Genomic DNA, 15,902 nt, shown 5'->3' with positions numbered 1-15,902 from the left:
GGTTAAGCGTTAGCGTCTTCGAGTTCCTGAATCATGGCCCGCAATGCCGTCAGATATGTTTCTTTCGCAGCCGGATCGGCCAGGATCTTCTGCAATACCTTGTTCGACTTCAACTGCTTGATGAACTTCTGGTAATCGTCCTGCTGGGCGTTCAACCCCTGCAAAAACGGGCTTTGTACGGTGATGCCTTTCTTGCCGAAATCCCCTAGATTATTGAATCGTAAGGTTTCATCGACACCCGCTCCTTCAGCGTCTTCAAACTCAATGTCGACCTGGGGTTTGAAGCGGGCGAACACGGCGTCAACCGTTTCCAGCTTCTCTTCTACTTTTGGCTTAAACGGCGCGTCGGCCGTCAGTTTCTGCACCAGCATGGTGCGGTTCTTCTGAATGTCGGAGATTGCTTCGTTGGCGTCGTTGCCTTTCTTCTCCTGGCCGCCAATACCGTAGTCCATCATAGAGTTTACCTGTTTAGAATGTATTGCTTGGTTAATTACTTTGTCGGGATCTTCCCTTCGCAGGGAAACAAACGGTCGTTAAATTTTTAAGAGAATATTTTTCCTGTTACGGATGAATGCGGGTTTCGGCCACGAAGCTCCAGTTTCCTGACAGGCTACCAGCCCCTACGCCCGGCGCGCCAAATCCCGCCCCGTAAATCGGCTGCGAATAGAAATACGCATTCGTAGTAATTCCCCAGGGCGAGGCACTGATATACATGCCGCCGTAGGTCACGCCAAAGGCACCAGCCCCTGTATACGTAATCCGTCCAGCAGCTCCGTTGAGATCATACGAGTTGAACTCCCGCAGGCCACAGATGTAAGGCGTTGTCCGGTAGAGCTGGGTCCAGGGCGACGATACGGCTCCGAGGTTAGCCGGATTCACAACACCCGAGGCATTACCGCCAAGACCGATGCCAAGGCCCCCGAAACCATAAATACCACTTACCCCAGCCGTGCGACTATAAAAGATGAATAAGAACGAGCCGGTAGCGACACCTACGCCCGCAGCAGCCTGCCCTACGCAGCATACCTGCCAATCTGTTGTTCGTGTAAGCCATCCCATTGTTGTAAAGCGTTTGATTAGTTGACTGATTAGTCGGCGTTTACGGTACTATGGAAACAGTATGGACCAGCTTTTTAAATTTTTAATCCCGATACGGGTACTACGTCCATAATACGTAGTCGGGTAACGTATCAGACAGGATTGAACGTCAGCTCCCCGGATTCGCTCGTGGTAACGGCCAGATGACTTCCTTTGCTCAACTCACCCGCGACAATCATGCGCGACAACGGTCGGCGAAGGCGGTTGCGGATAACCCCACGTAACGGCCGCGCTCCATATTTGGGCGTGTAGCCCTCTAAGGCCAGTTGCCGCCGGGCGGTTGCGTCGATGTCAACCGTAATACCCTGCTTATCGAGCGCTTTCAGCAACGACTTGAGTTGGATATCGAAGATGCTCACGATCGCTTCTTCCGAAATCGGCTGGAATGGAATAATCTCGGTGAGCCGCCCCAAAAACTCGGGTCTGAAGAAACGGCCCGTAATCTCCAGCAGATCATTCGACGCGGCTATTTCGCCCTTGGCCGCTTTCTCCACTACGTAGTCACTGCCAATATTTGACGTAAACAGGATAATGGCGTTCGAGAAATCGCCTTCGCGGCCCAATCGATCGTGCAGATGCCCTTCATCCAGAATTTGCAGGAAAATATCGAACACCGACGGGTGCGCTTTTTCAATTTCATCGAACAGCACGACGGCAAAGGGCTGCTGCCGGATTTTGGTAACCAGCAGACCGCCTTCTTCGTAGCCGACGTAGCCCGGAGGGGCACCGTAAAGCAAGGCTGCGGAATGTTCCTCCTTAAACTCCGACATATCGAAGCGAATGAGCGCGCGCTCATCATTGAACAGAAAGTCGGCCATAGCTTTGGCCAGCTCGGTTTTACCAGTACCCGTAGGACCCGAAAAAAAGAACGAGCCAATGGGCTGTCCCGGACGGCTCAGTCCCGAACGATTCTCCAGAATGGCATCCGCAATGATCTTTACCGCATGGTCCTGACCCACCACGCGCTGCTTGAGGTGCCCATCTAACGTTAAGAGTTTATCCCGCTCTTTCGACTGTATTTTCCCGAGCGGGATCCCCGTACGATTCGCCACCACAGCGGCCACTTCAGCGGGCTCAACCTTATCGCGAACCTGTTCGCCCAGTGCCTGCAATTTGTCGAGCACAACAGCCAAATGATCGGCGAGGGCATCGGGTAACTCGAAGGAATCCGTTTGCAGGTCCTCTTCCAGTTGCCCCAGCAATACCGGGCTCAGTCTGTTTTTGAGTTGCCGTTCAAACCAGCGAACGTTACCCATAAAGGTCAATGGATCAGCGTTCTGATTTTTTTCGCGTACACCCGAGAGTTCGGTACGTAGTCGATCTAGTTCGGGCCGGGTTGTTTCGGCTGCCATTTTCATAGCCGCCATCGTGCGGTCGATCAGATCAATGGCGGCATCGGGCAACCGACGGTCTTTCAGATAGCGTTTTGCCAGCCGAACGGTTTCAGAAACCGTTGTATCCGCTACGCCGATCTGGTGGTGTTTCTCAAATAGAGGCAGAATCGTCTCCACCATCCGGGTAGCCGTTGGCTCATCGGGTTCTTCGACGGCGAGGACCTCAAAGCGCCGGGCAAAGGCTTCGTCTTTTTCGAGGTATTTGCGGTACTCATCGTTGGTTGTGGCTCCAATCAGCGTCAGTTCGCCACGAGCTAGTTCGGGTTTGAGCAGGTTAACGGTTCCGACTGCGCCCCCGTTCGGGTCCATCAAAACGTGAATCTCATCGATGAAGAGTAAGGCTTTATCGAATTGTTTCAGATCGGCCAGAATCCCCTTCAGCCGGTCTTCGATTTCGCCTTTATACGAAGCGCCAGCAATAAGCGACCCCATGTCGAGTTGGAACAACTGCGCATTTTTCAGATGAGGTGGTACGTTTCCGGCAACAATCTGCTGAGCCAGTCCTTCCACCAGAGCGGTTTTTCCGACTCCCGGTTCACCGGTAATGATGACGTTTGGCTTAAGCCGCCGACCCAGGATTTCGATCATCTGCCGCGTTTCCCGGTCCCGACCGACAATTGGATCAAGCTTTCCCTCACGGGCAGACGCGGTTCGGTCCGTACAGAATTTAAAGAGCGTTTTGCCAGCGGCCGCTGCTGCCCCGTTTGATCCGGCGGCCGGTTGCCCGCTGTTGGCACTGCTACCTCCAGTTTGTCCACTGATGGCCTGTTGAAACCCAACATCCAGCAGGGCTTTTTCCAGCAGTTGATTCTCGGTCAGGGGAAACGATTTAAGCTGGTCACGCGTGAAGGCGACATCGGGTTTGCACATCGCGGTCAATACAGCGATAGGCGTTAATTCATTTTCACCCAGCTTCATACGTACTACGTCCGACACTTCCATTAAGGCTCGAACCTGTTTATCTCCCGTCGGCTCTTCCACCGGCCGGGCCGATTTCGGGTACATTTCGACTCGGATGTCGGCCCAATCGCGCAGGTAGGGCACGTCAATATCCCATACGGCTAACTGCGAGGCCAGTCCTACGTCATTGTGTAGTAATCCAGTGAGCAGATGACCGGGCGAGAACGTCAGGTGCTGATGCTCGCGGGCAATAGCCTGGGCAATGCTGACGGCCCGGCGGAGTTCTTCGGTATAGGTAAGGGTTAACATGGTGTGAAGGGGTTTATTCGCACCGATCGCAAATCGAACGTAGCAGTTTATTCACCGTAGGCAAAGTCTCTTTGAGCGAATGGCAAATTCGCCGAGCAAACGGACTCAACCCATTGCTGATTAATGAATTAATTTACATATATCAACCTGAGTACCTTCATGCTTTATCTGCTGTAGGTAATCCAGGTTACCGTGATCGAACGACCCGTAAAGCTGTAGCTGTCGACGTGAAAAACGCCGTTTCGACCTTCGTTCGTTACGTAGGCAATGCTGCCATTGGCGTTCGGGTTGCGCGCTGGCAATCCAATCTCGAATTGCCGGGTCGAATAGGTAAGTACGGTTAGCTCCTGAAACGAAATGGCGGATGGATCGAGCACAGTGGTTAAAGCGTATTTGGTGCCCGAGCTGGGGATGAACAGCAGGTTGTTGGATTCCGTTACGTTCCACTTCACATCCCCCGCCGACGCGATGGTCTTTCCCGCATCAAAATCCCAGAATCCATTTTCGGCGATGGTAATCTGCCCCGACGAAAACACGTCGGGGCCAGGGTTTTTAAAGCTTTTAGGTTCGACATTCCATTTCGAACACCCGGCCAGTGCGCCACTTAGCAGCAGCAGAATACATACAATAGCTTTCATCTCAAGTCGATTAGGGTTAAGACACGTATTGATCGTACGACCTGTTTACTTTTTCCGGAAGTAAAAGTCATTCGTCAGCGACGAGGAGACCCAGGGGCGTTGACGGCCACCCGTTTGCTCCGTTACTTCCCGGCCCACCCGTTTGAATACGTCCTCAATCGGGATGTTGGGAACCTTCAAATGCTTTAATAAGGCGGATGTGTACAGACCATTACGCCCATTTCCGTCGGCCGCGGTTTTACTAGGCGAGGTCGCGTAGGCAATGTATGAGCCGTTGGGCGCGTTCATGCTGGTTAGTCCCCCGTCGTTGCCTCCGCGTACCAGACTGCGTTCGAACGGATTGTTGCGGCAGGCATCCAGCACAATAATATTGGTGCGGGTACGGGCATCGTCCATCTTGGCCAGCACGCGATCAGCGGGTTCGCAATCAAATTCAATGTCGCCGGCCGTTTCGGGCTTCGCATCAATTGGAACGAGGTAGTTATGATCGCCCACGGCCACACCATGCCCGGCGTAAAAGAAGAGCCCAACCTGATAGTCTTTCAGTTTATAGCCAAAGTCATCGACGGCCTTACGCAGTTTCTTTTTGTCGAGGTCCGTATAGAGCATCACCTCGAAGCCGAGTTCACGCAGGGTAGCTGCCATATCCTGGGCGTCGTTGACGGGGTTGGTTAACCGGCTGTTGGCGGGATACGAGGAGTTTCCGATAACGAGCGCGAGCCGTTTTTCCATCTCGGCTACGGCGGGTTTCCGATACGTAACCTCCAGCGAAGATGTCACCTCGCCCCCACCCGTCAGGTACGCAACCAGTTTAATTTTATTCTCGCCTTCGGTCAACTGAACCGACTGGCTGAATGGCTGCTGGCAATCGGTATCGCGCTCGACCTTCAGGTCGCGGGCGCTGGGCTGTAGTTTATCGTTCAGAAATAAAGTATACCGCGCCACGGGCTTAGCCGACGTAACGCAGGCTTTCGCCATAAACGTAGCCGCCGATACGGTCTGGTCGGCACCCAGGTTACTGGTCCAGTCGATCCGCGACGCGACGGAGGAGCCTACTGGCGTGGACGTGGTAAACAAGGGCATGGTGTTCAGGCGCGTGGATGGGCTCTGAAACGTGGCGATCGGTTTCGGTTGTGCCAGTGCTACGCTCGTTAGCAGACAACAACCGGTGAAAAGTAGTAGCGTTTTCATAAGTAAAACGAGAACTGTGATGCTATTAAAATTTATGGCTGAGACCGATGCTGGTAACCTGACCACCCGACTGAATTAATAAAGACGTTCGGGCTGGCTTTGGCTTACCAACGACCATGTACACGACGTTGGCAATAGCCACCACGGCGGCTGCTCCGGCGACAATGGTGAACGTGGTCTTGTTCTTGTCGATCTTCGCTTTCAGCTCGTCGAAGCGTGCCTTCTCGGCGGCATTATCGGCAAACGGCTTGCTGTTGTACTCGTCAGCGTCTTTGTTCAGCCCTAATGCGATTACCGTCGCGTAGCCAGCCAGTCCACCGGTCGCTACCCAGCCAATAATGGGCACTATCGATTTTTGGCGAACAACGGTACCAGGTTCAGCCACCCGATCAGCCACAGGCCGGGTAACGGGTTCCGTCACCGGCTTTTTGGCGACCTTGGCAGGATCGGCAACCGATACCATCCGGGCTACCCGTAGCAGCACTTTTACGTCTTCGTTTAACCGAACGTTATCGCGCACTACGTCCCAGGCAACCAGTTTATTCTTACCGGCTTTGATGCCCGCACCTACGTCGCCGTTTACGCTCACGGGCCGAATGATACGTCCCGATGCGGTTTCGAGTTCAATGTAGAGAGAGTCGTCGGGCAGCACCTGGGGCAACTCGTATTCAATGATCACTTTCCGAACCGTCGGGTCGGTACGCAGCCGGACATTGCTGGCCGACGTTTGTGCCCAGCTCAACTGGCTAAGCAGTGAACCCGCGAGAACTAATAAGGCTAAGAGACAGCGTTTGAGAGACATGACTACGTAAGGGTAAGCGTTGAAAAAATCAGTTTGGGGTGAACTCCCACCAGTCGGCGTTTCGGAGTCCGAAGAAGGCTTTGCTGCCAACGCCGATTCCAATACCGGTTGTCGGGGATGGGTGACGTAGCGCGGAAGAGAGTTGCGGGGTGAAATTGCCACTGGCGAGGTCCATGACCCATACCTGACTGCTGCAGTCGGTGATATACGCTTTGGAGCCGACCACAAACGCGAAGCCCTGCATGCGACCACCGGTGTCGTTATCGCCCGAGCAATCGCCGAAATTGGTGGGCAGCAATGCAATCTGTTTCAGTTCGCGTGTCTCTACGTTATATCCCCAGATCTGGCGGCTGTTGAAATAGCGACTGTAGGGCAGATTCGACCCCACGGCATTGTAATATTTGGCGGCTAAGCCCCCCCCGAAATACACCCATTTGTCGTACTGGAACGAAAAAGGACCCGATCGCGCAGCTCCGTAGATAACGCTGTTGTCGTACCCTTTGTCGTTGAGCGGAAAGGAAACCTCCCAGGTATTGCTGGCGGGGTTGAGCGCATACACCGCGTTGTAAATGTTGGTCTGGTTAACGTCGTTATTATACGTTCCCCGGCCAAACATCGTGAACACCCGGTTGTCGTATACGAACGATAAGGCACCGGCCTGTTTGTTGTATTCCCCCTGTCCACCAGCGCGGGTTACCGGTGGGTTAGCCAATTGCCGCCACGCATCATTCGCCGGATCGTATTCCCAGGCATCGGCCGTATAGCTGCCCCGTCCAACGGCCGCGCCGAACAGGATATAGGCTTTGCCGTTCAGCACCGCAACGGTTGGTTCCGAGCGTCCCGTACCGGGGAAATCTTTCTTCTGCGCCCAGAGGTTGGTTTCCGGGTCATATTCATACAACTGCTTAAAATAGTAGTACCCTTCAGCGCTGGCGGGTTGGGCCGCCCCGCCGACGTATACCTTACCGTTGATGGCGAATAAGGGGTTAAAGGCGTAGGCCCGCTGGGTCGGCAGGTTGGCGAGTTGCCGCCAGTTGTTGTTTTTCGGACCAAATTTTGTGCGGAAGCTGACAAAATCCTTGCTGAATGCGGTTTTTCCCGCTGCGTCTTTTGCGTAGGCAACGGCGTAGTAAGGTGAGTTTTCAATGAGGTCTTTCGCTTCAAAGTTAACCGTACCATCGCCCGTCAGCGCAGCCGTCACTGCCCGCCGGAGGGGAGCGGCTGTTCCGGCCTGAATGGCGCCGATCTGGCCTGGATCGGGCGTTAGGATAACCCCGTATTCGCTGACAGCCGGTGGCGTTTCCACTTTAAAACTGATGGTAGCGGTCAGATGCCCTAGCGCCGTTGGTTTCAGGTTAAGCAAGGTGACTGCGCCAACGCTGGTAACGGGCTTGGGATCAACCGGGTTAGGATCGCTCGGTTTGATCTCTTTTTCCGTTACGTTCCATTTAGAACAGGCGGTAAGCAACAGAATGATGCTGATGAACGTATAGAGTGTGGTACGCATAACAACTTACATGCTAAGACAGAGAGAAACAATTCAGCATAAATTCTAAATCGTTCATATTTAGCTTTTTACGTTTCAAAAAGTAAGAACCTAAATGAACGGAGAAAACGACTTCGTTCGCGAATGCTTTGAGCGTTCGGTCAATAGATATGAGCAAATGGCGCAGGTTACTGAAACAGCGGGGCGATTCGGTCTGGTAAACGTCATTCTAGTTGGTGTTTTGCAGGTTCGAAGGCCAGTAGGAACAGATTGCGCTGGCTCCGGTGCCTAATTGGTTTCGACGGATTAGTCGCAGCTTTGGTAATGCGGGAAACAGACGGCGAGCGTTTTTACGACGATGGCTGGCTTCTGGCAGCACAATATGCCCATATGAGTATGCTGACAGCCTTCCGGAACAGGTCGGGCACGGAGGGTGCAGTAAAGAGCTTTAGAGCCAGCTAGTAACATATTTCCCCCGGTACTCGTTATGGAGAGAGGTATCGTTGCTGACCAGCAATAGTAAACCAGCCCTAGTCAGGCTGGCAAACCCATTCAACTACTGTGTCGAAGTCTATTGTTCGTGTTTTACTTGGTTTGCTTGCCCTCGTGCTTCTGCTGGTGGGGTTCGTGGTACTTGTTGTCACGACGCCCTGGGGACAGCAGTTTGTGACGAAGCAGGTGAATAGCTATCTGGCCCAGAAACTTCAGTCGCCGTTTCGGATTGGCCGCATCCGGTATTCGATTCCCGACTGGATTGAACTGGATGATGTTTTCTTTAAAACCCCCAAAGGCGATACGCTGCTTGAGGGGGGCCGGATGCGCGTTGACCTGGATATGTGGGGGCTGCTCAATAATAAAGTCGCCATCAATCAGATCGAATTAGAGCGGGTTCGGGTGAACGTGAGCCGCACGCTTCCCGACACCGCCTTCAACTTTCAGTACATTTTGAATGCGTTCGACACCGGTACGGCTCCTGAACCAGCCGATACGGTATCCACGCCAATGGCCATCAACCTAACGGGCATTACGCTGAAAGATGTTCGCATTAAGTACCGCGATGACGTAGTGGGAGCCGACGTAAATGCGTATGTCGATAGCCTGCGGACCAACTTTAATCAGACCGACGTTTATAAATCAATCTATCATTTGTCGGATGTGAGCGTTGATGGTCTGAACGTAAACACGCGGCTGTACGAAGGATTGCCCACACCGCCCAGCCCCCCCAGCAAGCCCGGCGACTCGCTCGATATCGGGTTAGGAAAATGGCAGATCAACCGGGCCAAATGGAATGTACAGGTCGAAACGGCCGACTTCAGGACTCAGGGCTCCATTGGGCAACTGACGATGGAGTCTGATTATTTCTATCTCGACGGGGCCAAAATCGGCTTACGCTCTCTGAATCTGACCAATGCCGACATTGCGGCCATTCTGACTAAGCCAACCAAAAAAGCGACGAGCCAGTCGGCAGCTACCCCATCAACGGCCGACGCCAGCGCACCGGGCTGGCAGGCCAAACTTACCAACGTTCGGTTCGCCAATAACCGCATCCGCTTCGACGATGAAACAGCGCCCCGGCAAAAGAAAGGACTTGACTACAGTCACCTGGATCTACAGAATCTAGGCATTAACGGCCGATTCTTAAGTTATGCCGACTTGGGCAAACGTGGCCAGCAGGTTAGTGGTCAGTTGCGAGATGGTCGATTCCGGGCCACCAGCGGGTTCGTGCTGCAAAGTCTGAACGGCGACTTAGTATACACCGACAAAACAACCAGCCTGAAACGACTGTACATTCAAACGCCAACCTCGCTGATTCGCGATCAGCTTGTGTTACGTTACGATTCACTGGGTCAGTTAAGCAATCCGCGCTTTGCGAATCGGGTAAGTGTCCAGGTGAATCTACGCCAGAGTAGTTTGTCGGCCGAAGACGTACTGCAACTAGCGCCGTTCCTGGCCGACACACCTCCGTTTGCCGGAAACCGGCGGGTCGTATTCCGGGCTAACGCGCAGGCAACCGGTACGTTGGCTGCGTTGAACCTGCCCCGGCTGGAGTTAGACATGCTATCGGGAACGCGTATTCGGGCGAAGGGCCGACTGACAAACGTTACTGATCCCAACCGGCTCGGTGTGAACATCGATATCCAGGAAGCCACTACCCGACTAGCCGATATTAACCAGTTAGCGCCCAAAGGGTCAATTCCATCCTCGATTGCCTTACCTCCTTCGCTCCGGCTCTCGGGCCAGCTACGGGGTGCCCTGGATAACCTGACGCTTGACGCCAATCTTAATACCGAATGGGGTACGGCCGGTTTCGACGGTCGCCTGGCCGGGTTCGTGAGTGGAAAAAATCAGACTTATAAGGGTACGCTGAACCTGAACAATTTTGACGCGGGTAAGTGGCTTAAACAAACCGGTACGGTTGGTAAGGTTACGGGCCGAGCTACGGTAGATGGCCGTGGAATAGACGTCAATACGTTAACCACCCGCTTCGATCTGGCTGTGCAGTCGGCCGAATTAAGTGGCTATCGGTACCAGAACCTTGATGCCGAGGGCACACTGTCAAATGGCAATTTAAATTTAAAAGGAGCTTTGCGCGATCCGAACGCGAACGTGGCACTGGACATACGAGCGGGGCTTAAAGGTGAGTTTCCGACCGTGGAAGGCGAGACCGTCATCAACGAACTGAACTTACAACCCCTGAAGCTGTACAACGACCCGCTGTCGCTTAAAGGACGTATTGTGCTCAACATGGCCTCTACGGACCCAACTAAACCGGTCGGCACGATCTCCGCGGGTGATGCAGTCGTTACGTTGCAGGGTAAAAGCTATCCGGTCGATTCGCTTTACGCCCGACTCGGCGCCAACGGGACCAGCAAAACCGTGGTTGCCCAATTGCCCGGTGCCCGGTTAAACCTGGACGGGCAGTTTGAATACACGCAGTTGTACGACATTCTGGCGGGAGAAATCAGCAAATACATTGCCTTACCTGCTTTAACGTATAAAAAGATTCCGCCCCCGTATGCCTTCACCATCGGTATGAAGGCGTATCAGAATCCGTTATTCCAGGCCTTTGTCCCCGAGCTGACCCGTTTGGATACCGTTCGGCTGAACGCTTACTTAGATAATACCCGCGATACTACCCTTTCGGCCACGTTACGTACTGGGGTTATTGTCTACGATACGACGACCATCCAGGGTACTCGCATGACCCTGCGTGGCATTGGCAATGAACTGCTCGTAAATGGACGTATCGACGGCGTCCTGTACGATGGCATTACCATCCGCCAGACCGATCTAGTGGGCACAGCCGCCAATAATCAGTTTCGATTTGCCATTACCAATAAAGACTCCATCAACCGGGACCTTCATGGGCTTGCCGGTACGCTTATCGTCGACCAGGACAATTACCGATTCAAGTTCGCCCGAAATGGTTTACTGACCAATTACCAGCGCTGGGATACCGATACCAGCGGGTTTGCGCAATACGGTAAAGACGGCGTTCTGGTGAGCAATATCCGTATTGAGCAGGGCGACCAGACGTTGGAAGTGAGCAGTACAGAACCGTATGGCAATGCCCCCATCCGGGTGACAACGCGCGCGATTGAACTGGCGAACCTGGCCCGGCTCGCTAACCAGGATACTACACTGGCCAGTGGCGAACTCAACGGAACAATCATTGTGCGTGACTACATCACAGAAGACAGTCAACTGGCCTTCACGGGCTCGATCTATGTCGACAGTCTACAGGTCATGCAAAAACCCATTGGCAACCTTACGGCCCGGTTCCGCAATAATTCCGACGGTCGTATTGAAGTCAACACGGCCCTGGCCGGAACTTATAACGATGCCACGGTTACGGGTTATTACAATCCCGAGAACGTTAAACAGGCCCTCGACCTCGCGATTAACCTCAAACGCCTTGATGCCCGAACGATTGAGGCATTCAGCTTTGGTGAACTACGGCAGGCGAAAGGCAAACTCACTGGCGAGTTCAGTGTAGCCGGAGCGCTCGATAACCCTCAACTCGACGGCAGCGTCGCGTTTGACTCTGTAGCATTCAATATTAAACAGCTGAACGCTACGTACCGAATCGATAACGAGAAACTGGCGTTCGGTGGTCAAACCATTACGTTAAACGACTTCAATGTTCGGGATACCCTCGGCCGCACACTCACTACGGATGGTACGGTGGTGCTGAAGAATCTGCCGGATGCAACGTATAACCTGCGTGTCAAGGCCGATAATTTTCAGGTCCTCAACGCGGCTCGTAAAGACAACGACTATGCCTACGGTCAGGCCGCGGTCAGTGCCGATCTGCGGATCAAAGGCACGGGTTCCAACGCGTCGATAAACGGAAAAGTCAAGCTCGAAGACGACAGCAAGATCTCCATTGTGTTGCCCGATGAGTCGCTGGCCGCTGACACGGGCGATGGCGTGGTCACGTTCGTTAAACACGGCGATTCGCTCGCGCTGGCCAAGTATCTATACCGGCCCAAGCGCGACAGTCTGGCCCCGCGACTGGCCTTCGAACAACTTACCAACTCCACGATCTCGCTCGATCTTGAAGCCGATGAGCAGTCGGAGTTAACCATTGTGGTCGATGAACTCAACGGCGACTATCTACGCGCCCGGGGAAATGCGCAGTTGACGGTGGGGGTTAATGCCGCCGGTCAGGTAACCATTCTGGGCCGCTACGACGTAACGGAAGGGGAATACTCGCTGACGTATCAGGTGTTAAAACGCCAGTTTGAGATTCAGAAAGGTGGCTATATCCAGTTTACGGGTGATCCGCTCAAAGCGAACATCGACATTACGGCCGTCTACAAAGTATCGGTTCCGCCAGCTGATCTGATTGGCAGCGAGTCGACCACCGTTGACGCGGCACAGGCGCAACGTAAATTACCGTTTGAGGTCGCCTTATCGATTGGCAATAACCTGGCCGCGCCGAAATTAAACTTTGACATTCGGCTTCCGGAATCCGAGGAAAACGGCATCAGTTCCTCCAATTCCTTCGCGACAACCATCGAGAATAAGCTAAAAAACCTGCGGCAGGACGAATCGCAGATCAATAAGCAGGTATTTGCGCTGTTGATTCTGAACCGGTTCCTGCCCGAGAACACCTCGGATTTCTTCTCGGGTAATAACAACAGTGGCGGATTGAACACGCAGGCTGAAAACATCGCCCGAAGCAGTGTCAGCAAGTTGATTTCCGATCAGTTGGGGCGGCTGGCCTCGGGCGTGCTCAAAGGCTTCGACGTCGATTTCAACCTGCTTTCGCAGGCGGGAAGCGCGAACACGGGCGGAGCTACCAACGGGGCCAGAACCGACCTGAACGTTGGGCTATCGCGCAGCTTCCTGGCGGGGCGGGTCACGGTTTCGGTCGGCAAAAACTTTGTGCTGGAAAATGCGGCCGGGGCTGCTACGGCCAACAATCAGGTATTCGATAACCTGTCCGCCAACTACAACGTTACCCGGGATGGCCGATACGTATTGCGGGCGTACCGACGTAACGACTACCAGGCTATTCTCGACGGTTACATTATTGAAACGGGTATTGGGTTCGTGATCACTGTCGACTACGATACCCTGGCGGATATATTCCGCCGATCGCCCGGTCCCACATCTAATTAATTGTATGCTTGTTCGTCTTTATAAAGTTATTGCTGCGTACCCGGTTGATCGGTTGGTGAAGTCTGGCTTTCGCTGGCTTTGTTTCGGTGCCTTACTATCATTAAACGCCTGTAACATTGCCAAGCACCTGCCCGCCAACGAACGGCTGTATATGGGTACCGACGTTATTGTTCAGGCCGATTCCACGATCTCCTCAGGTGACAAGTCAGCGGTACAGACGCAACTGTTGGAATTGGCCCGTCCTAAACCCAACTCGCAGCTATTTGGCTACCCCATAAAGGTCGGCCTCTATTACTTGTTTGGAGAACCCAAAAAACCGAAAGGCTTTCGGGCCTGGTTCCGGCGGAAATTTGGTCAGGAACCCGTGCTGGCAAGCGCCAAAGCCATTTCCTCCAATATACCGATTTGGGAAGCTACCTTACAAAATCAGGGGTATTTCGGTTCGCAGGTGACGGGATCGATCAAGGAAGAAGGCTACAAAGCGCGGGGCGTCTATGAGGTAGACCTGAGGCCACGCTTTTACATTGACTCGGTCGCTTTTCAGAAAGACACCATACCTGAACTAAGTGCGCTCCTGAAAGCGCTTTCGGCATCGGCCCGGCGAACCGTGATTAAAAAGGATCAACCGTATAGCCTGGATAACATCAAGCTGGAGCGCGAACGGATTGGCCAATTCATAAAACAGCGGGGCTTTTACTATTTTATTCCCGATTACCTGATTGCGTTAGCCGATAATGATTCGGCCGCGCACCGCACGAGGCTTTACTTTGCCATTAAACCTGATATGCCGAATGCGGCTGGCGTGCCCTATTCAATCCGGAACGTATTTATTTATCCGAATTACAACCTGTCAACGGCGCAGGCCGACACCAACCGTCGTCGGGCGTATCAATCCAGCGAACGATTCCGAATCGTGGATTCGACCCGACAGTTTGACCCAAAACTGTTCCGGGACGTAGTGACGTTAAGACCAGGTGCCCGGTACAGCAGCCGCCAGCAGGATTTAACCTTGTCGCGACTGACTAATGTGGGAGCCTTCAAATTTGTTCGCAACCGATTTGACCCCGACGCGGAAGGTGATTCTGCGGTACTGGACGTTCACTACTACCTGACGCCTTACCCAGAAAAGTCGATGCGTCTGGAGCTTGATGGTACGTCCCGGTCCAACAACTTCAGTGGTACGCAGGCCATATTGAGCTGGCGGAACCGAAACGCGTTACATAGGGCTGAACTGCTGACACTGAACGCTAATGCGGGTATTGAATTTCAGGTTGGTGGAGGGCGTGAGGAGCGGGCCACGAACTACCGATTTGGCCTTGATGCGACCTTAAGCTTCCCCCGACTGGTTAGTCCGGTAAGCTTTAAATACGACCGACGCCAGGCTTTGCCTAAAACGAACGTAACGGCTGGCTACCAGACCATCATACGTGGCGGACTCTATCGCATCAACTCGTTTTACACGACGTTTGGGTATTCCTGGCGGCAGAATCAGCAGATCGAGCATACGTTTCAGCCCTTCAACGCGAACTATGTGTACGTACCGTTACCGGCAGGGGACCGTCTCTATGAAATTCTGGAAAACGACACCGTACCAGATATAATTAAGCAGCAATATCAGAGTATATTAAGATCCGACCAACTAATTCTAAGCACGTTATACACATTTGTTTTTAACTCGCCACCCCGAGCTAACCTGGCAACAACCTATCGGGTAGCGTTCAATGCTGAAGCTGCGGGTAATGTAGCCAGTCTCCTCTTCAGAAAGCCTCTCATAAATGATGAGAGAAAGGGAATATTTGGTGTACCGTATGCACAATACCTCCGCTTTGATGTAGATGGTCGTTTGTATCGCCGTTTAGCCTCAAATTTAACCTGGGCTAATCGCTTGTTTGGAGGAATAGGAATCCCCTATGGCAATTCCAGAGGATTTCAAATCCCGTTCACAAAGCAGTACTTCGTCGGGGGAAGTAACAGCATCCGTGCCTTCCGGCCCCGGGCGATCGGCCCTGGCCTGTTCACGCGGGATACGCTACGTAATATTGCTCCGTTCCAGGAAGGCGGGGGCGACATCCGACTCGAAGCGAACACCGAACTACGGCTGAAGTTTAATAAGTATCTCGAAGGAGCCCTGTTCGTAGACGCGGGCAACGTATGGACGTATTACGACGCGGCTCAGTTTTCGGCAGATGCCGGTGCGTCTCGATTTACCCCTGATTTTTACAAACAAATCGCGATAGGTACCGGTGTCGGTATTCGGATTGACCTGTCTTATTTCCTGATACGTCTCGACTTAGCTACGCCCTTGCGCAAACCGTATAAAACGGAAGGCAGCGAATGGGTGATCAATCAAATTAATCTCCGCGATAGTGCATGGCGGAAACAAAACCTGGTCTTCAACATCGGCGTCGGCTATCCGTTCTAGCTTAGTCATTAATAGTCATTTTACATCAGTCAAT

Annotated in this window: 9 protein-coding genes; 2 read left to right on the top strand and 7 right to left on the bottom strand. The window is 53.1% G+C overall.

Going from position 1 to position 15,902, the window contains the following annotated elements:
- Positions 1-2: 2 nt before the first annotated feature.
- The 7 genes from ACYVIY_RS23980 to ACYVIY_RS23950 form a co-directional block, all read right to left on the bottom strand.
- Positions 3-455, bottom strand: a complete 453-nt coding sequence (locus tag ACYVIY_RS23980; RefSeq protein ID WP_460979015.1) for a hypothetical protein — start codon at positions 453-455, stop codon at positions 3-5.
- A 106-nt stretch (positions 456-561) separates the two neighbouring features.
- A complete protein-coding gene (locus tag ACYVIY_RS23975; protein ID WP_460979014.1) occupies positions 562-1,059 on the bottom strand; it encodes a hypothetical protein in 498 nt (165 codons plus the stop codon).
- Between the two features lie 131 nt (positions 1,060-1,190).
- Positions 1,191-3,701 (bottom strand): ATP-dependent Clp protease ATP-binding subunit, encoded by a 2,511-nt coding sequence (locus ACYVIY_RS23970; protein WP_460979013.1) that lies wholly within the window; start codon positions 3,699-3,701, stop codon positions 1,191-1,193.
- 164 nt (positions 3,702-3,865) lie between these two features.
- Complete coding sequence (locus ACYVIY_RS23965; RefSeq protein ID WP_460979012.1) at positions 3,866-4,339, bottom strand: hypothetical protein; 474 nt, start codon at positions 4,337-4,339, stop codon at positions 3,866-3,868.
- 45 nt (positions 4,340-4,384) lie between these two features.
- The gene (locus ACYVIY_RS23960; RefSeq protein WP_460979011.1) at positions 4,385-5,530 is read right to left on the bottom strand and encodes a caspase family protein; all 1,146 of its coding nucleotides are present in this window, start codon (positions 5,528-5,530) and stop codon (positions 4,385-4,387) included.
- A 25-nt stretch (positions 5,531-5,555) separates the two neighbouring features.
- Positions 5,556-6,332 (bottom strand): hypothetical protein, encoded by a 777-nt coding sequence (locus ACYVIY_RS23955; protein WP_460979010.1) that lies wholly within the window; start codon positions 6,330-6,332, stop codon positions 5,556-5,558.
- A gap of 28 nt (positions 6,333-6,360) precedes the next feature.
- Positions 6,361-7,839 (bottom strand): Kelch repeat-containing protein, encoded by a 1,479-nt coding sequence (locus tag ACYVIY_RS23950; protein WP_460979009.1) that lies wholly within the window; start codon positions 7,837-7,839, stop codon positions 6,361-6,363.
- Between the two features lie 540 nt (positions 7,840-8,379).
- On the opposite strand from ACYVIY_RS23950, the gene ACYVIY_RS23945 reads away from it, so the two are divergent.
- Together ACYVIY_RS23945 and tamL are read left to right on the top strand one after the other, a co-directional pair.
- Positions 8,380-13,446 carry a translocation/assembly module TamB domain-containing protein gene (locus tag ACYVIY_RS23945; RefSeq protein ID WP_460979007.1) on the top strand — a complete coding sequence of 1,689 codons (5,067 nt, stop codon included), beginning with the start codon at positions 8,380-8,382 and terminating at the stop codon, positions 13,444-13,446.
- Between the two features lie 4 nt (positions 13,447-13,450).
- The gene (gene tamL / locus ACYVIY_RS23940; RefSeq protein WP_460979006.1) at positions 13,451-15,868 is read left to right on the top strand and encodes a translocation and assembly module lipoprotein TamL; all 2,418 of its coding nucleotides are present in this window, start codon (positions 13,451-13,453) and stop codon (positions 15,866-15,868) included.
- Positions 15,869-15,902 lie beyond the last annotated feature (34 nt).

The organism is Spirosoma knui (genome assembly GCF_054780635.1).
The sequence above is the reverse complement of the archived record's forward strand: the minus strand, read 5'-3'. Positions and strand labels throughout refer to the sequence as shown.

Bases quoted from the DNA above. Each gene is read 5' to 3' on its own strand.
- ACYVIY_RS23955 (WP_460979010.1), bottom strand. From the start codon at position 6,332: ATGTCTCTCAAACGCTGTCTCTTAGCCTTATTAGTTCTCGCGGGTTCA.
- tamL (WP_460979006.1), top strand. From the start codon at position 13,451: ATGCTTGTTCGTCTTTATAAAGTTATTGCTGCGTACCCGGTTGATCGG.
- ACYVIY_RS23980 (WP_460979015.1), bottom strand. From the start codon at position 455: ATGATGGACTACGGTATTGGCGGCCAGGAGAAGAAAGGCAACGACGCC.
- ACYVIY_RS23970 (WP_460979013.1), bottom strand. From the start codon at position 3,701: ATGTTAACCCTTACCTATACCGAAGAACTCCGCCGGGCCGTCAGCATT.
- ACYVIY_RS23975 (WP_460979014.1), bottom strand. From the start codon at position 1,059: ATGGGATGGCTTACACGAACAACAGATTGGCAGGTATGCTGCGTAGGG.
- ACYVIY_RS23965 (WP_460979012.1), bottom strand. From the start codon at position 4,339: ATGAAAGCTATTGTATGTATTCTGCTGCTGCTAAGTGGCGCACTGGCC.
- ACYVIY_RS23960 (WP_460979011.1), bottom strand. From the start codon at position 5,530: ATGAAAACGCTACTACTTTTCACCGGTTGTTGTCTGCTAACGAGCGTA.
- ACYVIY_RS23950 (WP_460979009.1), bottom strand. From the start codon at position 7,839: ATGCGTACCACACTCTATACGTTCATCAGCATCATTCTGTTGCTTACC.